This window comes from Streptomyces gelaticus (assembly GCF_014649535.1).
Classification (GTDB): Bacteria; Actinomycetota; Actinomycetes; order Streptomycetales; family Streptomycetaceae; genus Streptomyces; species Streptomyces gelaticus.
Map to the genome: position 1 here is coordinate 52,884 of NZ_BMTF01000016.1, position 21,659 is coordinate 74,542.

Below are 21,659 nucleotides of genomic sequence, written 5' to 3' on the forward strand. Positions count from 1 at the left end.
CCGCAGAACATGAGCAGCAGCAACGATCAGCAGTATCCGTACGGACAGGACCCGCGCTACGGGTACGGTCCCGGCCACGACCCGTCGAACGGCGGGCAGCCGCAGCCGTACGGCGACCAGTCCTACGGTGCGCAGTCCTACGGCGACCAGTCCTACGGCGGCGAGGCCCATGGCGCGCAGCCGTACGGGCAACAGACGTACGGGCAGCAGCCCTCGTACCCCTCGTACGGAACCCCGCACCAGGCACCGCAGGGCCCGTACGACCGGAATCAGCCGCCCCAGGCGCATCAATCGAACCAGGCACCACAGACGAGCCCCGGGCAGGGCTGGCCGGCCGGTCATGCGCAGGACCCCGCCGCGACCGCGGCCCATGGCCAGGACCCCGCGGTCGCGCAGACGTGGGAGGGCCAGACCTGGGACACCCAGTACCAGCCGGTCCTCCAGTCCTCCCAGCCCGCGCAGCCCGGTTCCTCCCAGCCCGCGCAGCCCGGTCCGGCCGCCGACGAGACCGCCCACCTGCCGTCCCCGGTGCCGCCGCGGAGCGCCTCGGGCTCGTACCCGCTGCCGCCGGAGGTACCGGCAGCGTCCCCCGTGGCCGAGCCGGCCGGGACGCCCGCCCCTGCCTCCGCGCACGACGCGGCCGGCTACAGCGCCCCCACCACCCTGGGCAACAGCCGGATCACCGACGCCCAGCGAGCCCGCGCCGAGGGCCGCTCGCCGATCATCCCGCCGGGCATGCAGCCCGCCGGGATCACCGCCGGACTCGGGCTGCTCCTCGCCCTGGGCGCCGCGATCGGGCCGTACGCCCTGGTCGTCCCCCTCGTGCTGCTCCAGGCCGTGACCGCGGCCGGCTGGTTCCGGCTCAACGGCATGTGGCCGGCCCGGCAGGGGATCGCGCTCGCGTTCGCGGGCGGCCTCGTCGCCGACATCGCGCTGCTCGCCGCGGGCCGGGAGAACGGGCCGGCCGCGATTCTCGGCACCCTCGGCGTCTGGGTGCTGCTCACCGTGGTCCTCCAGCTGCGCAGCCACGCGAGTGCCGACGAGCGGATGCAGGGGCTGATGGCCACCGTCGCGTCGGCCGCCCTCTCGGTCCTGGCCGCGGGACACCTCGCGGCGGTCCCGGACGCGGTGACGGTCGGCGCGGTCGCCGTCGCGGTCGCCGTGCTCGTCCGCGCGCTGCCGCTGCCCGGACCGGCCTCGGTCGTGGTGGCGCTGCTCGCCGCCGCGGGCGGTGGCGCCGTGGCCGGGGCGCTCACCGACCTGGGGATGAAGGGCACGCTGCTCGGCCTCGCGGCGGGTGTCTGTGCGCTGATCGGGCTGCGGGTGGCGAGCTACGACTACCCGTCGCGCTTCGTCCACATGACCGCCGGTGTGGCACTGCCGCTCACCGCCGCGGCGCCCGCCGTGTACCTGATCGGCCGCGCCCTCTCGTAGCCCCGGGCCGGACCGCCCGGGGAACCGAAGAGGGGTGCCTGCTCGTCGATCATCCGGGGCGCCGCGCACGTTCGCCGGACGGGCGGGGCGCCGGGGGGTCCGGCCGGATTGCAGGGTGGGGGGAAGAGCGGGCATGCGTGCACTGCGGATACTGCTGGTCATCGTGGTGGTTCTGGGCGGGATCTTCGTCGCCGTCGACCGGGCGGCGGTGTACTTCGCCGAGTCGGAGGCCGCGGGGCGGATCCGGGTCACGGATGCCACGATCGGTTCGGCGGACGTCTCCATCAAGGGATTCCCGTTCCTGACGCAGGTCGCCGGTGGCCGGTTCGACGAGGTCGATGTCGAGATCATCGGCATCGAGACCGCGGCCAACGGCCGCAGGCTCCGGATCAGCAGGATGAACGCCGCGCTGCACGACGTGGAGCTGACCGACGGCTACTCCGGCGCCACCGCCGCCCGTGCCACCGGCACCGCCGTCATCTCGTACGAGGACCTCACCAGGGCCGCCAGCGACGGCGTCGCCGTCGAGTACGGCGGCAACAACAAGGTGAAGGTGACCGGCACGGTCGACATCCTCGGCCGCCCCCTCTCGCGCAGTGTGCTCTCCACCGTCACCCTGGTCGACGGCCATACGGTCCGGGTGCGCGCGGACAAGGTGCCGGGTGGGGGCATCCCCGGGCTGGAGGGGCTGGTGCGCCAGAAGACCGACTTCGACCGGGAGGTCGGCGGCCTGCCGGGCGGTCTGAAGCTCCAGAGGATCCAGCCGACCGCCGACGGCCTGGAGATCTCGGTGACGGGCACGGACGTGAAGCTCGCCGCATAGGCGCACCGCCCGGCTCCGGCGGGCCGCCCCCCGCTCGCCGTACGCCTCGGCCCCGGCGCGCCACATACTGAGACGGCCCCGTCCGATCCGTAGATGACCGACGACCGCCCACGGCACGGGAGCGGCGCCGGAGGCGCCTCGATCTCATTCTTGTCTCTTATGGCGGGCGATCGCGTCTCAGGATTCGACACGGCGGTGACATGCCCGCCCGTACCTCCCTACGATCGGTCCCATGCAGTGCTCTATTGGCGGTCTCCCGCAGCGGGGACGGGCGGATCTCACGAAGCGGCGGGCAGTGGACCTGTGCCGCGTCGCCGCCATGCTCTGTCGCACTGTCTGAGCGGGAGCCCTCGGCGCCCCGCATTCCCCCGGCCCTTCGACCGACGTCAGGGCCCGTCCCGATCGCCGTTGTACGTGCGCCGCACGGTGCGCCGCCGTACACCCGCATCACGCACCGTCTCGCATCATCTCGCCGCAGACTGCCCCGGAGGAGAACAGAATGAGCCGCAGTGACGTCCTGGTAGACGCCGACTGGGTCGAGGCACACCTCGACGACCCGCAGGTCGCTCTCGTCGAGGTCGACGAGGACACCTCGGCGTACGAGAAGAACCACATCAAGAACGCGATCCGGATCGACTGGACCAAGGACCTCCAGGACCCGGTCCGCCGCGACTTCATCGACCGGGCCGGGTTCGAGAAGCTGCTGTCCGGGAAGGGCATCGGCAACGACACCACGGTCGTCCTGTACGGCGGCAACAACAACTGGTTCGCGTCCTACGCGTTCTGGTACTTCAAGCTCTACGGTCACCAGGACGTCCGCCTGCTCGACGGCGGCCGCAAGAAGTGGGAGCTCGACTCCCGCGACCTGGTGGACGGCGACCAGATCCCGTCCCGCCCGGCCACCGAGTACAAGGCCCAGCCGCAGGACGAGTCCATCCGCGCCTACCGCGACGAGGTCGTGAAGGCCATCGGCAACCAGAACCTCGTCGACGTGCGCTCGCCCGACGAGTTCAGCGGCAAGCTGCTCGCCCCGGCGCACCTTCCGCAGGAGCAGTCCCAGCGTCCCGGCCATGTGCCGAGCGCCCGTAACATCCCGTGGTCGAAGAACGCCAACGACGACGGCACCTTCAAGTCGGACGAGGAGCTCAAGGCCCTCTACGAGGCCGAGCAGGTCGACCTGGCGAAGGACACCATCGCGTACTGCCGTATCGGCGAGCGCTCCGCGCTCACCTGGTTCGTGCTGCACGAGCTGCTCGGCCAGGAGAACGTCAAGAACTACGACGGTTCGTGGACCGAGTACGGCTCCCTCGTGGGTGTGCCGATCGAGCTCGGCGCCAACAAGTAACTCCGCACGACCCGGACCAGCACGACCCCCGAACCAGAAGGACGAAACACCATGTGTGGAGCAAAGGCCGGCGGCCCCGACGCTTCGACCATCAAGCCCGGTGAGACCACCATCCAGGGCAGCGTGACCCGCGACGGCGAGCCCGTCACCGGTTACGTGCGCCTGCTGGACTCGACCGGCGAGTTCACCGCCGAGGTCCCGACCTCGGCGACGGGACAGTTCCGCTTCTACGCGGCCGAGGGCACGTGGACGCTGCGCGCCCTCGTCCCGGGCGGCAGCGCCGACCGTACGGTCGTGGCGCAGACCGGTGGCCTCTCCGAGGTCGCGATCGCCGTCTAGGCGCAGCGCTGCGCGCAGTACCCGCAGTACCCGCCGCGGTCCGCGTACCGCGACACGGATCGGCCGAAGGGCCGTACCCCAGGGGGTTGGACGCCTTCCTGATCGGGGTGCGGCCCTTCGCGCCGTCCGGGCGGGTACGAGCCGTTCGCGCGGGAGGCGGCGCGGCCTACCCTGGAGGCATGTACGCGCGACGCCGGCGCAACTATTTCCTGATGATGGGGGCGTGCATCGTCCTCTTCGTGTCGGCCTGGTCGTTCGTCAGGCTGTTGTCGATGCCGGCTGCGATAGCGATGTGCCTCGTCGCGATGGTCATCCCGCCCGTCGCGGCCATGATCGCCAACCGGCGCGGGCCGGAGGACCGGTGGTGGGACGATCCGTCCGGCGACCCGAAGTCCGACGAATGGTGGGACGAACTCGACGGCAAGAAGCGGCGGTGACGCTCCTGCGTCAGCGGACAGGTGTCAGCGGACAGGTGTCAGTAGACGAGCGCCTGGACGTCGTCGGCCATGATCTCGCTGACGAAGACCTGGGCACCGGCGATCCGCACGCCCTCCAGGACGTCCTGCTCGGTGATGTCACGTCGGGCCGCGCACTGTGTGCACAGGGTGATCCGGCCGCCCGCCCGGATCGACTCGATCAGATCCGGCAGGGGCGCGGCATGTGGCAGTTCGAACTCGGCGGCGCGTCCCGGCAGCGCGAACCAGGAGGACTCCCCGGTCAGCCAGAGCGAGACCTCCACCCCGCTGGCGACGGCGACCGCGGCCGCCGTGAACGCCTGCGAGCAGCGCTCGGCGGAGTCGGCACCTGCGGTCACCTTGATCACGAGCTTCTTCGGCATACGTCGAACTGTAATCGCCGGGTGCGGCGGCCCGGCCAAACCCCGAACCGGCGGGCCGGGCCCCAACCCATTAGGCTGGGCCCGGCCCCGTACTGCTGCCATAACGCTCGTTGCAAGGAGTTCCCGTGCTTGAGGCATTCTTCTCCGCCCTGCTGGTCCTGGTCTGCGTCGGCGTGCTCGCCTTCGCCGGTGTGACCGTGAAGAAGCTGTACCAGGGCCAGCGCTGACCGTTCTCCCTCCTGCTCCCCGCCTCCGTCCGCAGCCACCCCACCTCACAGATCGTCTGAGCCGCTCATGATCGAGATCCCGTCCGACCTCCACCCGGACCTCGTCCCGCTGGCCTTCCTTCTCGGCAACTGGGCGGGCGCGGGTGTCTCCGACTTCCCCGGCGCCGAGCAGTGCAACTTCGGCCAGGAAGTCTCCTTCAGTCACGACGGCCGGGACTTCCTGGAGTACGTCTCGCACACCTGGGTGCTCGACTCCGAGGGCAAGAAGGTCAGGCCGCTGGAGTCCGAGTCCGGCTACTGGCGCATCGACAAGGACCGCAAGGTCGAGGTCGTCATGTCCCGTGACCAGGGCGTCATCGAGATCTGGTACGGCGAGCTGGCCGACCAGAAGCCGCAGATCGACCTGGTCACCGACGCGGTGGCCCGGACCGCGGCCTCCGGCCCGTACAGCGGTGGCAAGCGGCTGTACGGCTATGTGAAGAGCGACCTGATGTGGGTCGGCGAGAAGGCCACCCCCGAGGTGGAGCTGCGTCCGTACATGTCGGCGCACCTGAAGAAGGTCGTCACCCCGGAAGAGGTCGAGGCGATGGCGAAGAGCCTCGGCGACCTGCCGGACGACGGCATCGCCTTCTTCAAGTAGTCGCCGGGCGGGTGCTCGTCCGGTCCTACACTGGGCCTGTGGTGAGCACCGACTGGAAGACCGATCTCCGACAGCGCGGCTATCGTCTGACGCCGCAGCGGCAGCTTGTCCTGGAAGCCGTCGACACGCTGGAACACGCGACACCCGACGACATCCTCTCCGAGGTCCGCAGGACCGCGTCCGGCGTGAACATCTCCACCGTCTACCGGACCCTCGAACTCCTGGAGGAGCTGGGTCTGGTCAGCCACGCCCATCTGGGACACGGGGCACCCACGTACCACCTGGCCGACCGTCACCACCACATCCATCTGGTCTGCCGCGACTGCACGGACGTCATCGAGGCCGATGTCGACGTCGTCGCCGAGTTCACGGCGAAGCTGAAGAACGGCTTCGGGTTCGAGACGGACATGAAGCACTTCGCGATCTTCGGCCGCTGCGCCGGGTGCACGGCGAAGGCGGCAGCCGAGGACGCCGACCGGCCGTCCGCCGAGGCGGCCGGTCCTCAGACCTAGGCCAATGGGCCCAGGGGCTGTCCGGCGGCCCCGTTCGTACCGCGTCGTACGCTGGTCGCATGAAGAGCCCCCTGCTGTCCCTGCCCGGCGCCGTCCCCGCCGAAGGCCGCGACGAAGGCGTCGCCGCGCACTACGGCGACCTGTTCCGCGAGCAGCGCGCCCTCGCCGACGGCTCCGGCCTCGTCGACCTCTCGCACCGCGCGGTCGTCACCGTCACCGGCGACGACCGGCTGGCCTGGCTGCACCTCCTGCTCACCCAGCACGTCAGCGAACTCGCCCCGGGCCAGGCCACCGAGGCCCTGATCCTCACCGCCAACGGGCACATCGAGCACGCCCTCTACCTCGTCGACGACGGCGAGACGGTGTGGATGCACGCCGAACCGGGCACCCAGGGCGACCTCATCGCCTACCTGGAGTCCATGAAGTTCTTCTACCGGGTCGAAGTCGCCGACCGCACCGAGGACTTCGCCGTGGTGTACCTGCCGGCGGGCTCCATCGCGGAGACCCCGGACGGTGTGACGGTACGGGAGACGGCGTACGGCCGGGACCTCTTCCTGCCCCGCGCCGACCTGGAGGAGTACGCGGCGGCGCACGGCCCGGTGGCCGGCATCCTGGCGTACGAGGCACTGCGCGTGGAGGCGCACCGCCCGCGCCTCGGCTTCGAGACCGACCACCGCACCATCCCCCACGAGCTGGGCTTGATCGGCACCGCCGTACACCTCCAGAAGGGCTGCTACCGCGGCCAGGAGACGGTGGCCCGGGTGCAGAACCTGGGCAAGCCGCCGCGTCGGCTGGTCTTCCTGCACCTCGACGGCAGCGAGGTCGTGCTGCCCGGACACGGCACACCGGTGCGGCTCGCCGCGGACGGTGCCGAGGGGCGCCAGCTGGGCTTCATCACCACGTCCGCCCGCCACCACGAGCTCGGGCCGATCGCGCTGGCCCTGGTCAAGCGGAACGTCGCGGTGGACGCGGAGCTGCTCGCGGGGGACACGGCCGCCTCCCAGGAGACGGTCGTCGAGCCGTAGGGCCTCGACGTACCGCAGTGCCTTCCGTGCGGACCGGGAGGCTCAGACCTCGACGAGGACGGTGAACGGGCCGTGATTCGTGAGCGAGACCCGCATGTCCGCTCCGAACCGGCCCGTCTCCACCTGCGCGCCCAGCGCCCGCAGCTGCTTCACCACCTCGTCGACCAGCGGTTCGGCGACCTCGCCGGGCGCCGCGGCGTTCCAGGTGGGCCTGCGGCCCTTCCGGGCATCCCCGTAGAGAGTGAACTGCGAAATCACCAGAAGTGGTGCATTCACGTCGGAGCAGGATTTCTCGCCCTCCAGGACGCGGAGCGACCAGAGCTTGCGGGCGAGCTGCGCCGCCTTCTCCGGGGTGTCGCCGTGGGTGACTCCCACCAGCACACACAGCCCTTCGCCGACGATTTCGCCGACCACCTCGGGCCCGCCGGACCCGTCCGGGCCGTCGGCCACCGTGACGCTCGCGCCGTCCACCCGCTGTATCACTGCACGCATACAGACCAACCTATCTTGGGCTGAACGGGTACAGAGCATCCACATAGGCCCACTGGAGTGGCACCATGCTCGGAAGGCGGTGTGCCGACGCACCGGTCGAGGGGATGGACACAAGCATGAGTACCTATGGAACCGGGCAGTCCCCCGGCGCCGTACCGGTCACGCGTACCGGCGCCAGCACCAGCACCATGCGCCCACCCGTGCAGCGGACCGGTCACGGACTGGAGGACGGTCTGTCCGCCGGGCCGCAGCCCGAGCTGGGTGCCCTGCGGCTGCCGGAGCTGCGCACGCTGCGCCGCGACTCGCAGCGCGACGAGGCCGACCTCAGCTATGTGCGTCGGCTGGTGCAGGGCCGGATCGACATCCTGCGGGCCGAACTGGCCCGGCGGCTGGACCCGGAGGCGCCGGTGGTGGACCGGCTCTCGGAGATCCTCGCCGATCCCCCGTCCGAGCACCGCTCCTCCGCCCGGCACGTCACGCTCAGCACGCCGCGCAGCGACGAGTACCGCCGACTGGCCGCCGAGACGCTCGCCGAGGTCGAACTCTCCGACCTCGACGCCCGTACGGACGAGGAGCTGCACACCGCGATGGGGCGCCTGATCCGCTACGAACAGCAGGTCTCGCGCCGCCGTTACCAGCTGCAACGCACCGCTGACGATTGCAGCGCGGAGATCGCCCGCAGGTACCGTGACGGTGAAGCACAAGTAGACGACCTGCTCGCCTGAAGCGATCCTTCCGGGGGCGGGTTCCGCCCGTCCCCGGAAGGCCACCATGACCTCCAGCGCCGTCCTCGCCGCCCCGTCCGCCATATCCCCCGATCTCCCCGTCCTGGCCGAGGTCGTACGGTCCGGTTTCGTGGAGGGCCGTCACCGGGGCTCGCTGGTCGTGCTGGCCGCCGACGGCAGCGTGGAACGGTCGCTGGGCGATCCGACGGCACCGGTCTTCCCGCGCTCCTCCAACAAGCCGATGCAGGCCGCGGCCGTGCTGCGGGCCGGGCTGGACCTGTCCGGGGAGCGGCTGGCACTGGCCGCCGCGAGCCACTCCGGCGAGGACTTCCACCTTGAACTCGTCCGCACGATGCTCGCCGAGCACGGACTGACCCCGGGTGACCTCCGGACCCCGCCCGATCTGCCGCTGGACCCGGCGGAGGCGGAGGCGTATCTTGCCGCGGGCCGGGTGCGGGAGCCGATCACCATGAACTGCTCCGGCAAGCACGCGGCGATGCTCGCGGTGTGCGCGGTGAACGGCTGGGACCGGGAGAGCTACCTCGACCCGTCGCACCCGCTCCAGCAGCTGGTCCACCGGGTCGTCGAGGAGGCGGCCGGCGAGCCGGTCACGGCGGTCGGTACGGACGGGTGCGGGGCGCCGCTGATGGCGATCAGCCTGGTGGGCCTGGCGCGGGCCTTCCGCTCCTTCGTGCTGGCCGAGCCGGGGACGGCGGAGCGCCGGGTGGGCGATGCGATGCGGGCCCACCCCGAGTACGTGGCCGGGACCCGTCGCCCCGACACCTGGCTGATGCGGGAGGTGCCGGGCACGCTCTCCAAGATGGGGGCCGAGGCGGTGCAGGCGGTGGCGCTGGCGGACGGCCGGGCGCTGGCCTTCAAGGTCGAAGACGGCGCGACGCGGGCGCTCGGGCCGGTACTGGCCCGAGCGCTGCGGCTGCTCGGCATCGACGCCCCGGTGGTCTCCCGGATCGGACACGCTCCGCTGCTGGGCGGGGGCGGGGAGGTCGGCGAGATCCGCGCGGCCTTCTGACCCGTTCCGACCCGGCCGGCCCGGCCGTTTCCGGGGTGGCGGAAAACCGGGCGACATACCGCGTGCCTTGTGCTTAGCGTGGCTCGCATGGTTCCTGACGTCCGTACGATCACCGCCGCCGAGTTCCCCGACTGGCTGCGCGCCAAGCACACCGGTTTTCTGCAAGCGCCGACAGGGACGGAACAAGAGGCGGAAAGGCGCCTTCCGCACACGGATCTCGCCCGCACGCAGGGCGCGTTCGACGGCGGCCGGTGTGTGGCCACGTTCCGCTCCTTCGCGCAGGAACTCACGGTCGTCGGCGGCGCGACGGTGCCGGCCGACGCCATCTCCAACGTCACGGTGTCGCCCACCCACCGCCGCCGCGGGCTGCTCAACCGCATGATGGCCACGGACCTCGCGGCGGCGAAGGAGCGCGGTGACGTGGTCGCCACGCTGATCGCCGCCGAGTACCCGATCTACGGGCGGTACGGCTTCGGCCCGGCGGCCTGGACCACCGAGTGGGAGATCGACGTACCGAGGACGGGTCTCGATCCGCGCTGGTCGGGCCCGTCCGAGCGGGACGGCGGCCGGATCGACCTGGTGAGCGGCGCGGACGTACGCAAGCTGGGCCCGTTGCTCCACGACCGGCTGCGCGCCCGGCAGCACGGTGCGATCAACCGCGACGCGCGCTGGTGGGCGTTGAACACCGGCGAGATCCAGCCCGGCCCCGAGCCCTGGACGGAGCCCTTCTTCGCGATCTGCACCAACGCGGCCGGCGAGGTGGACGGCCTGATCGTCTACCGCGCCGACGACAAGTGGGGCGACGCCAAGCAGCCGCTGAACAGGGCCACGGTGCTCGGACAGATCGCCGTCACCCCGGCCGCCGAGCGCGCGCTGTGGCACTTCGTCTGCTCGATCGACTGGATCACCACGGTCCGCTCCGGCTACCGCGCCCCCGACGACCTGCTGCCCCTCCTCCTCCCGGACCCGCGCGCGGCCCGCATCGTGACCCAGGCGGACTGGCTGTGGGTGCGCGTCCTGGACGTCGTACGCGCACTGGAGGCCCGCACCTACGCGGTACCCGGCACGCTCACCCTCGACATCCACGACACCACGGGCCTGACCACCGGCCGCTACCGCCTGGAGGCCACCGCCTCCGGCGCCACCTGCACCCCCACCACGTCCGACGCCGACCTCGCCCTGGACGTACGGGAACTGGGCACCCTCTACCTGGGCGACGAGTCCCCCGCCCGGCTGGCCGCCCTGGGGTGCGTCGAGGAACTCACGCCGGGCGCGGTGGCGACGGCGGAGGCGATGCTGCGGGCGGGGCGGCGGGCGTGGTGCCCGGACATGTTCTGAGGCGTACCGGCCGACCCCCGGGGTCCCCGGCTCGGCGCACCGCCGTGTGAGCCGTACGAACGACGAGGATGGGCGCCAAGGGTGGAACGCCGTACGAGCGGGGTGACGAGCCGGCCCGCGGCGTGGCTCGGACCGGCGGAGTGGGGTTCAGGTGACTGAGGAGAAGGGTCTGTCGGGCGGTACGGGCCTGCCGGCCAGTATCGAGGCCGCCTGGGGGTTGCGGGCGCGTCCGGTCAAGGGGCCGAAGCCGGGGCTGAGTCTGGCGCGCATCGTGGACGCCGCGGTGGCGGTGGCGGCGTCCGAGGGGCTCGGTGGGGTGTCGATGGGGCGGGTCGCCAAGGAGCTGGGGGCCTCGACGATGTCGCTCTACCGGTACGTGTCCGCCAAGGGTGAGCTGTACGTGCTGATGCAGGAGGCGGCGATGGGCCCGCCGCCCCCGCTGCCCGCACCGGAGAGCGGTGCCGGCTGGCGGGAGGCGCTCACGCAGTGGGCGTGGGCGCAGCGCCGGGTGTTCCACCGCAATCTGTGGATGCTCCGCATCCCCGTCCCGGATCTGCCCGCCAGCCCGAACTCCCTCGCCTGGTGGGAGCAGGGCCTCCGGGCCCTCGAAGGCGCCGGACTGGACGCGGGCGAGGAGGTTTCCGTCATCCTTCTCGTCAACGGGTTCGTACGGAACGAGGCGCTGCTGACGGGCGATCTCGCGGCCGCCGTGGAAGCCCGCGGCATTCCGGCGCAGGAGGTCAGGGACGGGTACACCCGCACTCTGAACCGGCTCGTCGACCCCGTACGCCATCCGGCGCTCTCCCGGCTGGTGGAGTCGCGGGCACTGGCGACGCCGCGCGAGCCCGAGGACGAATTCGGGTTCGGGATGGAACGGGTGCTGGACGGAATCGAGGCCCTGGTGGAGGCGAGGGCCCGGTCCCGGGCCTGAGGGCCGCCGGCCACCCGCCTGAGCCGGTGTCAACGTGGCTCACCCCGGTCACCACCGCACACATGCGGATTATGCCCCTCCAGTTGTGGTTTCCCGGCTGGTCGGGGGCGTGTACGACCGCTCCCGGAGACCAAGTCCGCTCGAGGCCCGGGGCGTACGCTTCATGGTCATGGACGGAGAGAAGCCCGGGAACGAGCAGATGAGTCTGCGGGAACGGAAGAAGCGGCTGACCTACCAGGCGGTCTCCGAAGCCGCGATCGCGATGTTCCTGGAGCGGGGCTTCGACAAGGTCTCGGTGGCGGAGGTGGCGGCCGCGGCCGACATCTCGAAGCCGACACTCTTCCGGTACTTCCCGGCCAAGGAGGACCTGGTCCTGCACCGGTTCGCCGACCACGAGGACGAGGCGGCCCGGGTGGTAGCCGCCCGTGCGGACACCGAATCCCCGCTGGACGCCCTGCGCCGCAATTTCCTGGACGGGCTGGAGCGGGGCGACCCGGTCACCGGGCTCTGCGATGTGCCGCAGGTGCTCGCGTACCAGCGCCTCCTGTACGGGACGCCGTCCCTGGTGGCCCGCCTGTACGCCTATCAGAGCCGCTCGGAGGCGGCACTCGCCCGTGAGCTGGGCGGCCGGGTGGAGGACAGGCTGGCCGCGGGCCAGATCATCGCCGTCCAGCGCATCCTGGCCCTGGAGAACTGGCGCCGGATCGACGCGGGGGAGAGCGCGGAACAGGTGTACGCGGACGCGGTCGCGTCGGCCGAGCTCGCCTTCGTGCAGTTGCGGACGGGGCTCGGGGCACAGCGGTAGCAGCGGGTCCCGGCGGGGGTTCAGTCCCGGGCGTCGTCGGCGTGCAGCACCGCTTCGGCGATCTCCCGCACCCGGTCGCGCGTAATGCCGGTGCGCTGCTCCACGGCGAGGGGGTGGTCGGTGGGCTCCAGCTCGATGCGGGGGCGCCGGCCGATCGGGCGGGTGTGGGCGTTGGTCTTGAGGTTGGTCGTACGGGGCGAGTACAGCCCCAGCTCGGTGCTCAGCCAGCCGAAGTACGGCTTCTCGGACTCGCGGCCCGGGGTCTCCCACACATCGAGGGCGCGGGCGAAGTTCTCCCGGCTGAGCGAGACCCAGACGCCCCAGGAGAACGGCTCCTCGCTGCCGAACACGGGTATCTCGATCAGGCCCTTGATGAAGTAGTGCTCGTGCCTGACGATGCACTGGTCGGAGGAGAGCATGCTGTCCGGGTCGCTCTCCAGGCTCGCGTCCCAGACGTCGGGCGCCATGGTCGAGTACCCCATCGGGAGTTCCGCGTGGTGTTCGCCGCAGCAGGAGCAGGTGTAGCCGTGGTCGATAGCCATGGGCGGATCCTAAGGGCTGTCCCCTGCTCCCAGGCGGCCGTACGGAGCGGGGGCCTACGCGGGGCCGCGCGCCTGCGCGGGGCCGTCGAGCACGTCCTTGCGTACGGCGGCCCACTCCAGGGAGTGGCGGATGCCCTCCGCCAGCGAGTGGAGTGGCCGCCATCCCAGCAGCCGCTCCGCCCGGTCGCTCCGGGTGTACGCCCCCGCCGCATCGCCCGGCCGGGCCTCGGCATCGACGGACGACACGGGGGTGTCGACCACCTGGTTGAAGGCATCGAGGAGTTCACGCACGGTGGTGCCCGTGCCGGTGCCCAGGTTGACGGCGAGTGAGCCGGCCGCCGGCAGGACGGTGTCGAAGGCGCCGAGCGCGGCCACATGCGCGGCGGCCAGATCCCAGACATGGACGTAGTCCCGGATGCCGGAACCGTCTCTCGTCGGGTAGCCGGTCCCGGTGACCTGGAACGGAACGCCCTCCTCCCACGCCTGGATCATCTTGCCCAGGGCATGGCTCGGACGCCGCAGCTGGAGTCCGGTCCGCAGCTTCGGGTCCGCGCCGACCGGGTTGAAGTAGCGCAGGGACAGCACCCGGAGCGGCTGGGTGGCGGCGATGTCGGCGAACATCGCCTCGCACACCGCCTTGGTGCGCGCGTACGGGCTCTGCGGGTCGACGGGGGAGTCCTCGTCGACGGTCAGATCCGCACCGGCGCTGTAGATGGAGGCGGACGAGCTGAAGATCATGCGGGTGCAGCCGTTGCGCAGCAGATGCCCGGCGAACTCCAGGCTCTTGGCCACATTGGCCCGGTAGTAGCCGACCGGGTCGGCGACCGAATCCGGGACCACGATCAGCGCCGCGCAGTGGACGACGGCGTCGATGTCCGGGTGCTCGGCGAAGATCCGGTCGATCAGGGGGCCGTCCGCGATGTCGCCCTCGTGGAAGGCCCGGCCCCGGGTGAACTCCCGTCTGCCGGTGGCCAGGTTGTCGAGGACGACGGGGGTGATCCCGGCATCCGAGCAGGCGGACGCGATCGTGCTGCCGATGTACCCCGCGCCTCCGGCGATCAGGACCTTCATGCCGTGCCTGCCTCTCTGGGATCGAGGGGCGATCGTATCCGGACGCCTTGGATCTCGTCGGCGATGCCGGGTCGGCCGGGGGCAGCATTGCGCCAGGAGGGCCGGAACGTCACATCCGTACTGCTCGGCCGTCCCGCAACGGCCGTCGTGGGTCAGCCGAGCGGCGAGGCGTGGCCCGGCCGGCAGCCGGAGGGGACGCTGTTGCCGCTGATGTCGAAGTCCCCGCAGGTGAGGAAGACATGGTTGAACTCGCCGAGCAGGAAGGCCAGTACGCCGACGAGCGCGACGACACCGACGACCGTCCTGCGCTGCTTCACGGAGAGCTCCGACTCCCCGAACAGCAGGAGCTGGAGGAGCACCCAGGTCAGCAACGGGGTGCCGATGACGCTGATGATGCCGCCCATCAGGAAGAGCGTTTCGCCCTGCCACCCGCCGCTGCGCGGCACGACCGCGGCGAAGACGAGCCATGCGCTGGGCAGTGCCAGGCACGCCCAGTACATCCAACCGTGGCGAGGCCCGCGCTCGCGCATCAGGTAGCCGGACAGCAGCACGGCCGTCGACACCGCCCAGAGGGTGAGCATCTGGTAGTAGAAGATGACGTTGTAGGCGCCGAGCGTGAACGCGGGCTCCCAGACCGCCAGCGCTCCGCCGCCCGCGATCACGGCGGTCCTCGGCACCACCGAGGCACCGCCGCGCGGGAGCCCGCGCCCGAGCCCGCGCTTTCGCGCCGCGGGGTCGGCGGCCGCATTCTCGTCGTCCCTGTCGTCAGCCATGAGGATCCGTCTCCGGCATGGGGATATTTCCGGATACGTTACCCAGAACTGGGCTCCTGTTCGGGGCGCTCGTCGCCGTACTCGACCCGGAGGTCGTACTGCGCTCCGATCGCGGCGCCACGCGTGCCCGCCACACGACCGTGATCTCGGACGCCCGCACCGCGGCCGACCGGGCGCTGACGCTCGGACGCCTCTCCCGTCGATGTCCCACTCAACCGCAGGCAGTGCGATGTCCGGTGCACGCTGTGCGCTTCTACTGCTGGAGCTCCACGACATCGGCGACCACGCAACTGACGTTGTCCGGGCCGCCGGAGCGGTTGGCGAGGGCGACGAGTTCGCGGACCGCCTGCTCGGGCTCTCCGACCTCGCGGAGTACCCGGCAGATCTCCTCGGTCTGCACGACGGTCGACAGACCGTCGGAGCAGAGCAGATATCGGTCTCCCCGCTGGGCGTCGTGAAGGCGCATGTCGGGGGTGCCGTCGGCGCCATGCCCCAAGGCCCGTACCAACAGCGACCGCTGGGGGTGGGAGACGGCTTCTTCCGGACTGATGCGCCCCTCGTCGACCATCGACTGCACCACGGTGTGGTCGTGCGTGATCTGGAACAGCTCTCCGTCGCGCAGGAGGTGGGCGCGGGAGTCGCCGATATGGACGAGGGCCAGTTGCGATCCGGTCCAGAACATCGCGGTGAGCGTGGTGCCGGCCTCTTCGGGTGACGAGCCGGGTCCGGCTACGCCGTTGACGGCCTGCTCGGCCTGCTCCACGGCGTCTTCGAGGACGTTGAGAAGCTCGCCCCACGGGATACCGCCGGTTTCGAGGCGTTTGAGCACGTCGATGGCGGCCGCACCGGCCGAGGCCCCCGCGCTGCCGAAGCCGTCGGCCACGGCGAGCAGGCGCGACCCGGCGTAGGCGGTGTCCTGGTTGCTCTCACGGACGAGGCCCCTGTCGGAAAGGGCGGCGTAATGGATTCCCAGGGGCTTGGTGGTCGGAGTCATGGCGGGGTCCTTCCGGGAAAGACGGTCGATGAGGAAGGAAGCGAGGTCCCGCCGCGCGGCGGTGTCGGCCTCGACCTGAGCCCAGAACGCGCGGATCTCCTGTGCCGCCGCGGCCGACTCCAGCGTGCAGACCTGCTGGATGCGAGCCAGGGGCATGCCCAGGCGCCGGAGCCAGGCGACCAGTCGGGCCTGTTCCAGCAGTTCCGGTGCGTAGAGGCGGTAGCCGGTCAACGGGTCGACGCGGGTGGGGGGCAGCAGGCCGAGCTCGTCGTAGAGACGCAGCGCCTTCGGCGACAGCCGGGACGCCTTCGCGAACGCCCCGATGGTCAGCAACCCCATGCTCACTCCTCCTCATGCCGAGCACATCGCCCGGCCCCACCGATGCTGTGGCTTCCCCCGAGGTGAAGGTCAACCGAGCGCTCTGCCCGGTTGCGCCCGAGGCGCTGCATGCAGTCACTCTGCGTCAAGCTCAGCCGGGGCTTCTCCCTCGGTCTCGCCCCGGACATGCCCCTTCCTGGGCCGGGGGCAACTCAACGCGCAGCGGCGTCAGCGAGGATCGCCTGAAGCCTCGCCCGGCATTCGGCCACGAAGGCGGGGAAGGTCTCCCAGTAGTAGGAGATCCCGCTGACGCCCACCGCGATCGCCCAGGCGCGGGCGCGGGTCCAGGTCACGTCGTCGAGGTTCAAGGCGTCCCAGTAGGCCTGTCGTGCTTGTGGCGGCAGGTCCCAGAGTGTGGAGTGCTCGGCGTCGGGAAAGCCGACCGAGAGTCCGCCGAAGTCGATGACTGCGTGGAGCTTGCCTTTCCGGACCAAGAGGTTGGTCGGCTTGAGATCGCCGTGGAGCCACACATGCGTTCCGGAGGGCTCGGGGAGTGCGAGCGCGGCTCGCCACAACTGCTCCAGGGCATCGACGTCGAGCTCGGGAGCCACGGTGGTTCGGCAGTCGTCGAGACATCTGCTGATCCACTGGTCACACGGCTCCAGGCCGCCTCCGCGGTACCAGCTGAGGTCATCTGCGCGAGTCGCTCCCATGAGGTCGATCTCGTGGAGCTCCCGCACAACCGCCGCCAGGTCGGCTCCGAAGGCGGTCCAGTCCCGGACGGTGTCCGGCCCGGCTTCGACGCCGTCGATCCAGCGGTGGACCGACCAGACCAGTGGGAAGGCGTCGGTGGGCGTCCCGGCGTGGACGGGTTCGGGTATCGGACATGAAAGGAGGGGCGCCAGGCGGGGAAGCCATTTCTGTTCCTTCCGCACGGACTGTCCGGTGTCGGCGGTTCGTGGAAGGCGCACGAGCAGGTCGTCGCCCAGCCGGTACATGGTGTTGTCCGTGCCTGCACCTGCGGGCGACAACGGCAGGCCGGCCCACTCCGGGCGCTGTGCCTTCAGCAGTGACCGGACCAGCGTTTCGTCGACAGGGATCTCGTTCTCGTGAAGCGTCACGTCGGAAGTCTCGGCGCTGGACGGAGCGGGAGCCAGCGACTTTTGGCAGCCCTGGTCGTGGCCTCGGAGGTCTCGGAGTGACGACGCCCTGGCGTTCCCGGTGGGGCGGGCCTGCGGGATCCGACTGGACCCGGAGGTGCCGGTGCGCCGGGCCGGGCCTGCTCATGCGATCCGGCCCCGCGCACCTGCAGCACCGCCGGGCGCCCGGTGGAGTGTCAGCGCGCTGCGAGGTCTGCGAACAACTCGGCGGCGGGCTTCGGGTGGACGAGCCAGCGCAGGTGACTCCCCTCGAGTGTCCGGACGTCGAAGCGGTTGCCGGGTGTGAGAGCGTCGGCTTCGCGAATCATGCGGTCCTGCACGGCGAGCGGAACGCTGGCATCGGCGGCCAGGCGCACATAGGTCTTGGGAATCCGGCCCCAGGTCGTGGCCTGTGCCCGGTCGGCGGACGTACCGGCGTCGAGGTTCTCATCGGGCTGGAAGGTGTTCAGGAAGGTCCGGAATTCGTCATCGGTCAGGTCCGCGGCGAGCGCTTGCTTGAACGCGGCGAGCGCTGCCGGGTCGGCGGTGCGGAAGTTGGTCCGGAGCAGGCCGAGTTCGGCCGGGTTCCCGACGAGCGCGGCAGCGAGGGCTCCCGCGTCGACGTCCGCCATCTCCGGCTGGGTGTAGTAGCCGCTCACGTCCAGATCGACGGGGCACCAGGCGGCGACGTAAACGATTCGGTCGATCAGCTCGGGCCGGGCGTTGGCGACGGCGGTGGTCGTGATGCCGCCCCTGCTGTGGGCGACGAGGACGGTGGGCCCGTTCCTCTTGGCCCGTTCGAGGACTTCGATCACGCGGGCGGTGTTGTCGGCGAGCGTGACTCCCTTGATGCTCCCCGGTTCTGCGGCGAGTGCGTCGAGAATCTGGGGAGCCTGGTAGGCCGCGGGGAAGGTCGCTTCGAATCCGTGCCCCGGGAGGTCGACCGCGACCGAGCGGTGCCCGAGCAAGGCGAGCTCGGCCTGAAGCGGTGCGAACGAGAACGAATTCGCGAAGGCCCCGTGAACAAAGACGAATGTCGGCAGATTCTGCATGCCTCAGCCTCCAACAGAACGATCTCCGGAGCAAGATCGAGGATTCAGAGGACTCACGAGGGCTTCGGTCTTTCCGGCTGTGGCTTCGACAGCGGTGCCGAGCCATGTGCGGCCGGCGCCTCGCGGGGGCGCCTGCACAGGGATGCGGCGGTGGGACTCGGCGAGAGCCCGTGGGGCGGCGGGGGAGACAAGATCCGCTTGCCCGCAGCGCCGGGCTAGTAGATGACGCACTCCTGCAGGGTGGCACCCGCGTAGGAGCTGCCGCCATCCTTCGCCTTCACGAGGACATAGCGGAGCTCGCCCTGCTCCAGCGCCTTCTCCAGGTCATGCGCCAGCTTGCCGTCCCGTGGGGACTTCGCCGCACGCTCCTTCATCGCCTCGATGATCGTCTCCACGTACTCCCTGGTTCCCTGCTGGACCATCTTGTTCTTCTGGCGGCCCTTCCCCTGACGCCAGCCGAGACCGCTTGATGGCGCCTTGGCCTCGACGATGAGCAGCTTGCCGTCCTTGAGCCGGTACAGCTGGTCGAACGCATCGGCACCATTGGGGGTTTTGGGCAGGGGGATCCACTGGGCTCCCCGGAACTTTTCCGGGACGACGTGGTAGCGGGCCGCGCTCTCGCCGAGCCGCTCGGATATGCGGCTGTTGTTGGGCGTGACGCCTAGTTCTTTCTGGTAGTGCTGCAGTGCCTTGTCGCGTGTCCGCCCATTGGCCGCGGTCCCGTTCTTCTTGAACTTCAGTTCCGCGTTGGTGAGATCCACGGACGTCTTGCGATGGTCAGCGATCTTGTTGAGCAGGCTGCTCCGTTTTCTGTCACCGACCGAGCCCGGGTCGACGGACGTCGCGGGGGACAGCTTCGCGCCGGGTGCCGAGGGCAGCTTGTTCTTGGAGATCCAGTGGTTCTCGTTGTCCTTGGCGAGTTTCGGCAGCGTGACGCCGTTCTCCGTGGTGGTCTCGCTCCGTCGGCGGCCGTCGATTTTGTAGTTGGCGGAGTACCAGACCGGGTCGTTGTTGGCCTTCCAGACCATCTCGTCCTGGATGTACTTGCGGTGGTCGACGGCACTGCTCAGCAGTTCGTTGCAGGTGAACACGCTGTTCGTACGCTGCGGGGTGCCGTCGGAGCCGGGCGGATAGGTGGTGAACACGGCCGCGTCGAAGGCGGGCCCGCCCGCGCCGTTGCAGTACTTGTCGAGCTTGAGCTTCCTGAGCTCCTTCACCAGTGCCTGCCGGTCACTGCCGGCCAGGACGGTGGAGGCGTTCGGGTCGATGTCGATCCAGGCGACCTTGTCGAAGCCGGGCGGGACCACCCCGGTACCGGAGAGTTCGTTGATCGCCGCCGCGAAGTCGTTCACGACCGCGTCCGTGCCCCCGGACACGGCCTTGCGCTGGATGGTCTGTTTGCCGGTCAGGTTCTGGAGGTCGGCCTTGTACCCGTCCGTGGAACCCTCGGGTTTGTAGGTGCTGCCCCAGACGACCTTGCTCCCCGCGCGCGCCAGATCGCTCGCATACTGCAGCGTCCGCCGGTCGGAGACGGAGAGCCGGGCTGTCTTGGCTGCCAGTTCGGTAATGCCGCTCTCGCCGGCAACACTCAGGTTGTCGGTGTTCACGGCTAGGTCGTAGAACGGCTCGAACGCTCCCTGCTGCTTCAGATTGGCCACCGTCTTGCCGACATTGTTGAGCCGGCTCTCGCGGACCTCGGGGCTGGTACGCGGGCCGATGTCGGCCGTCATGGCGTCGAGGAGCTGCAGGACGGGCTTGCCCTTGCTGTCGTTGGCCCGCTGGTCGCCCAGTGGCTCATTGAGCTTGAAACCGCGGCCCATCAGCCGTTTGACGAGCGCCGGGTCGTCGCCCATGACGCTCGCTTCGTAGAAGACTGCGGACCAGTTCACCTGGATCGTCTGGCCGGGCGGTGCAGTATTCGTCGCCGTAGCCGTCAGCGTGCGGTTCCCGCCGGGAGGCACGGAAACAGGACTGTTCAGGGGCGTCTGTCCGGCTACGGTCACTATCACCGTGCCGCTGGCCGGAGCGGTCCCCTGGTTGGTCACGTTCACGGTGGCCGGGCAGCTCGGAGTGCTGCAGAACGATGTCGAGAGCTGTACGGCCACATCCGTCTGGGCCGCCACACGTTGGCTCAGTGGTTCGGCCTGCTCGTGCGAGGTGTCGACCCGGCGTACGTTCTCCGTTGTGCTCTGCACCTGGGCCTTGTCGGGCTCGCTGACCGCAGACGACAGGGCCGGGGCGGGCGCGGGCTCACCGGCCGCCGCCGTCACGTGACCTGCGGACTGCACCTGGCCCACGGACCGTGCGGCACCGTCCTGCGGGCCGGAGCGGAAGACGGCAGTGCGCGCATCCGAGGCGTCCGGCGCAGGTTCGGGTGTGGCGGCTCCTTGAGATCCAGCGGAACCCGGCAGGCCGACCGAGAGCGGCTGGTACGGAGGGGACGCGCTCACCACGATGCGCAGGGTGCCGTCGGTCAGTACCTTCGCCGGACGGCCGTTCACCGACGTGGCCACGGTCCGGCGCCACGTGGACGGCCGCCCGGACGGACCGTCGGAGTCCTTGCCCGAGAGGGCGTCGGCGAGCGCCGTCGGAGTCATCCGGGACAGCTCGGCCAGGCCGATCACCCCCTGCGGCGGGTCGGCCACCCAGGTGTTGGCCAGCGCTTCGGCGCTGCCCGGCTCGTGCTCCAACCACCACTGGCTGTTGCCGCGCAGAAGGGTTCGCTCGGGGCTCACAGCGAGCTCCGCGTATGCACCCGAGTCACGGCTCAGGGTTCCGTACGCAGTGCCGTCGCGGGTGACCGTCAGACGGAAGCTGATGATCGCGCCGTTGCCGTTCACCGTGGTACCCGCATAGGTGACCCCGCGCCAGGCACGCAGGCTCTCCGTGGCCGCCGAGGCCAGCTGCGTGGGCGTCTTCTCGCGTGGCCGGAGCACAAAGGTCATCAGACCGGCGACGAGCACCATGACCAGCGCCAGGACGCCCCAACGCCAGTACCAGCGACTGGACTTGATCAACCGGACAAGCGTTCCAGCCGCCCGGGACGCCCGACTGCCCGCTGGCGGTGGCGAGAGGTGCGGCGCTTGCGGGGGAAGTGGTGGGAACGAAGGGTAGGGGGGAAGCGGTGGTTGCTCGGACGGTACTGATGCGCTGTCCCATGCGTCCACGTCTGCCCCCAGTCCTGGGGACCGGCGACCCTACCGGGTCTTGGCGTGACGGCACCGATTCCCTATTCCCTGATTCCCATCCCAATTCCCCGTTCAATC

23 protein-coding genes are annotated in these 21,659 nt (G+C 70.4%); 14 read left to right on the forward strand and 9 right to left on the reverse strand.

The window, feature by feature from the left end:
* Window positions 1-9 precede the first annotated feature (9 nt).
* The 6 genes from IE107_RS22295 (at window position 10) to IE107_RS22315 (ending at window position 4,378) form a co-directional block, all read left to right on the forward strand.
* Window positions 10-1,434 (forward strand): hypothetical protein, encoded by a 1,425-nt coding sequence (locus tag IE107_RS22295; RefSeq protein ID WP_229867163.1) that lies wholly within the window; start codon window positions 10-12, stop codon window positions 1,432-1,434.
* A 133-nt stretch (window positions 1,435-1,567) separates the two neighbouring features.
* Window positions 1,568-2,257, forward strand: coding sequence for an LmeA family phospholipid-binding protein (locus tag IE107_RS22300; protein ID WP_189545617.1), 690 nt, complete (start codon window positions 1,568-1,570; stop codon window positions 2,255-2,257).
* 232 nt (window positions 2,258-2,489) lie between these two features.
* Window positions 2,490-2,597: a putative leader peptide gene (locus tag IE107_RS36175; protein WP_350983699.1), complete on the forward strand. Its 108-nt coding sequence runs from the start codon at window positions 2,490-2,492 to the stop codon at window positions 2,595-2,597.
* 159 nt (window positions 2,598-2,756) lie between these two features.
* Window positions 2,757-3,602, forward strand: coding sequence for a sulfurtransferase (locus IE107_RS22305; RefSeq protein ID WP_189545618.1), 846 nt, complete (start codon window positions 2,757-2,759; stop codon window positions 3,600-3,602).
* Between the two features lie 51 nt (window positions 3,603-3,653).
* Window positions 3,654-3,941, forward strand: coding sequence for a DUF1416 domain-containing protein (locus IE107_RS22310; RefSeq protein ID WP_018490348.1), 288 nt, complete (start codon window positions 3,654-3,656; stop codon window positions 3,939-3,941).
* A 179-nt stretch (window positions 3,942-4,120) separates the two neighbouring features.
* Window positions 4,121-4,378 (forward strand): DUF3099 domain-containing protein, encoded by a 258-nt coding sequence (locus tag IE107_RS22315; RefSeq protein WP_189545619.1) that lies wholly within the window; start codon window positions 4,121-4,123, stop codon window positions 4,376-4,378.
* A 38-nt stretch (window positions 4,379-4,416) separates the two neighbouring features.
* On the opposite strand, the gene IE107_RS22320 is transcribed toward IE107_RS22315, so the two are convergent.
* Window positions 4,417-4,779 (reverse strand): DsrE family protein, encoded by a 363-nt coding sequence (locus tag IE107_RS22320; protein ID WP_189545620.1) that lies wholly within the window; start codon window positions 4,777-4,779, stop codon window positions 4,417-4,419.
* 294 nt (window positions 4,780-5,073) lie between these two features.
* Between IE107_RS22320 and IE107_RS22325 the strand changes: the two genes are divergently transcribed.
* The 3 genes from IE107_RS22325 to ygfZ are packed head-to-tail and all read left to right on the forward strand — an operon-like array spanning window position 5,074 to window position 7,183.
* Complete coding sequence (locus IE107_RS22325) at window positions 5,074-5,646, forward strand: heme-binding beta-barrel domain-containing protein (RefSeq protein ID WP_189545621.1); 573 nt, start codon at window positions 5,074-5,076, stop codon at window positions 5,644-5,646.
* Window positions 5,647-5,684: 38 nt separating this feature from the next.
* Window positions 5,685-6,158, forward strand: a complete 474-nt coding sequence (locus tag IE107_RS22330) for a Fur family transcriptional regulator (RefSeq protein ID WP_189545622.1) — start codon at window positions 5,685-5,687, stop codon at window positions 6,156-6,158.
* Window positions 6,159-6,217: 59 nt separating this feature from the next.
* On the forward strand, window positions 6,218-7,183 hold the full coding sequence (gene ygfZ / locus IE107_RS22335; protein ID WP_189545623.1) for a CAF17-like 4Fe-4S cluster assembly/insertion protein YgfZ: 966 nt from the start codon (window positions 6,218-6,220) through the stop codon (window positions 7,181-7,183).
* 42 nt (window positions 7,184-7,225) lie between these two features.
* Here the strand turns inward: ygfZ and dtd are convergent, their stop codons facing one another.
* Window positions 7,226-7,675 (reverse strand): D-aminoacyl-tRNA deacylase, encoded by a 450-nt coding sequence (dtd, locus tag IE107_RS22340; RefSeq protein WP_189545624.1) that lies wholly within the window; start codon window positions 7,673-7,675, stop codon window positions 7,226-7,228.
* Window positions 7,676-7,791: 116 nt separating this feature from the next.
* On the opposite strand from dtd, the gene IE107_RS22345 reads away from it, so the two are divergent.
* The 5 genes from IE107_RS22345 to IE107_RS22365 all read left to right on the forward strand — a co-directional run bounded on the left by IE107_RS22345 (window position 7,792) and on the right by IE107_RS22365 (window position 12,504).
* A complete protein-coding gene (locus IE107_RS22345) occupies window positions 7,792-8,400 on the forward strand; it encodes an RsiG family protein (protein ID WP_189545625.1) in 609 nt (202 codons plus the stop codon).
* Between the two features lie 46 nt (window positions 8,401-8,446).
* Window positions 8,447-9,430 (forward strand): asparaginase, encoded by a 984-nt coding sequence (locus tag IE107_RS22350; RefSeq protein WP_189545626.1) that lies wholly within the window; start codon window positions 8,447-8,449, stop codon window positions 9,428-9,430.
* Window positions 9,431-9,517: 87 nt separating this feature from the next.
* On the forward strand, window positions 9,518-10,768 hold the full coding sequence (locus IE107_RS22355; protein WP_189545627.1) for a GNAT family N-acetyltransferase: 1,251 nt from the start codon (window positions 9,518-9,520) through the stop codon (window positions 10,766-10,768).
* A gap of 151 nt (window positions 10,769-10,919) precedes the next feature.
* Window positions 10,920-11,699, forward strand: a complete 780-nt coding sequence (locus tag IE107_RS22360; protein ID WP_189545628.1) for a TetR/AcrR family transcriptional regulator — start codon at window positions 10,920-10,922, stop codon at window positions 11,697-11,699.
* Between the two features lie 163 nt (window positions 11,700-11,862).
* Window positions 11,863-12,504: a TetR family transcriptional regulator gene (locus tag IE107_RS22365; RefSeq protein WP_373302472.1), complete on the forward strand. Its 642-nt coding sequence runs from the start codon at window positions 11,863-11,865 to the stop codon at window positions 12,502-12,504.
* A 20-nt stretch (window positions 12,505-12,524) separates the two neighbouring features.
* On the opposite strand, the gene IE107_RS22370 is transcribed toward IE107_RS22365, so the two are convergent.
* The 7 genes from IE107_RS22370 to IE107_RS22400 all read right to left on the reverse strand — a co-directional run bounded on the left by IE107_RS22370 (window position 12,525) and on the right by IE107_RS22400 (window position 21,410).
* Complete coding sequence (locus tag IE107_RS22370; protein WP_229867181.1) at window positions 12,525-12,986, reverse strand: DUF2199 domain-containing protein; 462 nt, start codon at window positions 12,984-12,986, stop codon at window positions 12,525-12,527.
* A 114-nt stretch (window positions 12,987-13,100) separates the two neighbouring features.
* Window positions 13,101-14,117: a UDP-glucose 4-epimerase GalE gene (galE, locus tag IE107_RS22375; protein ID WP_189545631.1), complete on the reverse strand. Its 1,017-nt coding sequence runs from the start codon at window positions 14,115-14,117 to the stop codon at window positions 13,101-13,103.
* A 152-nt stretch (window positions 14,118-14,269) separates the two neighbouring features.
* On the reverse strand, window positions 14,270-14,890 hold the full coding sequence (locus tag IE107_RS22380) for a hypothetical protein (RefSeq protein WP_189545632.1): 621 nt from the start codon (window positions 14,888-14,890) through the stop codon (window positions 14,270-14,272).
* A gap of 253 nt (window positions 14,891-15,143) precedes the next feature.
* Window positions 15,144-16,223, reverse strand: a complete 1,080-nt coding sequence (locus IE107_RS22385; protein ID WP_189545633.1) for a MerR family transcriptional regulator — start codon at window positions 16,221-16,223, stop codon at window positions 15,144-15,146.
* 191 nt (window positions 16,224-16,414) lie between these two features.
* Window positions 16,415-17,323, reverse strand: coding sequence for an aminoglycoside phosphotransferase family protein (locus IE107_RS22390; RefSeq protein ID WP_189545634.1), 909 nt, complete (start codon window positions 17,321-17,323; stop codon window positions 16,415-16,417).
* 215 nt (window positions 17,324-17,538) lie between these two features.
* The gene (locus IE107_RS22395; RefSeq protein ID WP_189545635.1) at window positions 17,539-18,393 is read right to left on the reverse strand and encodes an alpha/beta fold hydrolase; all 855 of its coding nucleotides are present in this window, start codon (window positions 18,391-18,393) and stop codon (window positions 17,539-17,541) included.
* Between the two features lie 215 nt (window positions 18,394-18,608).
* A complete protein-coding gene (locus IE107_RS22400) occupies window positions 18,609-21,410 on the reverse strand; it encodes a hypothetical protein (RefSeq protein ID WP_189545636.1) in 2,802 nt (933 codons plus the stop codon).
* Window positions 21,411-21,659 lie beyond the last annotated feature (249 nt).

Bases quoted from the DNA above. Each gene is read 5' to 3' on its own strand.
- IE107_RS22380 (WP_189545632.1), bottom strand. From the start codon at position 14,890: ATGGCTGACGACAGGGACGACGAGAATGCGGCCGCCGACCCCGCGGCG.
- IE107_RS22300 (WP_189545617.1), top strand. From the start codon at position 1,568: ATGCGTGCACTGCGGATACTGCTGGTCATCGTGGTGGTTCTGGGCGGG.
- IE107_RS22310 (WP_018490348.1), top strand. From the start codon at position 3,654: ATGTGTGGAGCAAAGGCCGGCGGCCCCGACGCTTCGACCATCAAGCCC.
- IE107_RS22320 (WP_189545620.1), bottom strand. From the start codon at position 4,779: ATGCCGAAGAAGCTCGTGATCAAGGTGACCGCAGGTGCCGACTCCGCC.
- IE107_RS22325 (WP_189545621.1), top strand. From the start codon at position 5,074: ATGATCGAGATCCCGTCCGACCTCCACCCGGACCTCGTCCCGCTGGCC.
- dtd (WP_189545624.1), bottom strand. From the start codon at position 7,675: ATGCGTGCAGTGATACAGCGGGTGGACGGCGCGAGCGTCACGGTGGCC.
- IE107_RS22315 (WP_189545619.1), top strand. From the start codon at position 4,121: ATGTACGCGCGACGCCGGCGCAACTATTTCCTGATGATGGGGGCGTGC.
- IE107_RS22370 (WP_229867181.1), bottom strand. From the start codon at position 12,986: ATGGGGTACTCGACCATGGCGCCCGACGTCTGGGACGCGAGCCTGGAG.
- IE107_RS22305 (WP_189545618.1), top strand. From the start codon at position 2,757: ATGAGCCGCAGTGACGTCCTGGTAGACGCCGACTGGGTCGAGGCACAC.
- IE107_RS22365 (WP_373302472.1), top strand. From the start codon at position 11,863: ATGGTCATGGACGGAGAGAAGCCCGGGAACGAGCAGATGAGTCTGCGG.
- IE107_RS22345 (WP_189545625.1), top strand. From the start codon at position 7,792: ATGAGTACCTATGGAACCGGGCAGTCCCCCGGCGCCGTACCGGTCACG.
- IE107_RS22385 (WP_189545633.1), bottom strand. From the start codon at position 16,223: ATGGGGTTGCTGACCATCGGGGCGTTCGCGAAGGCGTCCCGGCTGTCG.
- IE107_RS22295 (WP_229867163.1), top strand. From the start codon at position 10: ATGAGCAGCAGCAACGATCAGCAGTATCCGTACGGACAGGACCCGCGC.
- ygfZ (WP_189545623.1), top strand. From the start codon at position 6,218: ATGAAGAGCCCCCTGCTGTCCCTGCCCGGCGCCGTCCCCGCCGAAGGC.
- IE107_RS36175 (WP_350983699.1), top strand. From the start codon at position 2,490: ATGCAGTGCTCTATTGGCGGTCTCCCGCAGCGGGGACGGGCGGATCTC.
- IE107_RS22350 (WP_189545626.1), top strand. From the start codon at position 8,447: ATGACCTCCAGCGCCGTCCTCGCCGCCCCGTCCGCCATATCCCCCGAT.
- IE107_RS22395 (WP_189545635.1), bottom strand. From the start codon at position 18,393: ATGCAGAATCTGCCGACATTCGTCTTTGTTCACGGGGCCTTCGCGAAT.
- galE (WP_189545631.1), bottom strand. From the start codon at position 14,117: ATGAAGGTCCTGATCGCCGGAGGCGCGGGGTACATCGGCAGCACGATC.
- IE107_RS22355 (WP_189545627.1), top strand. From the start codon at position 9,518: ATGGTTCCTGACGTCCGTACGATCACCGCCGCCGAGTTCCCCGACTGG.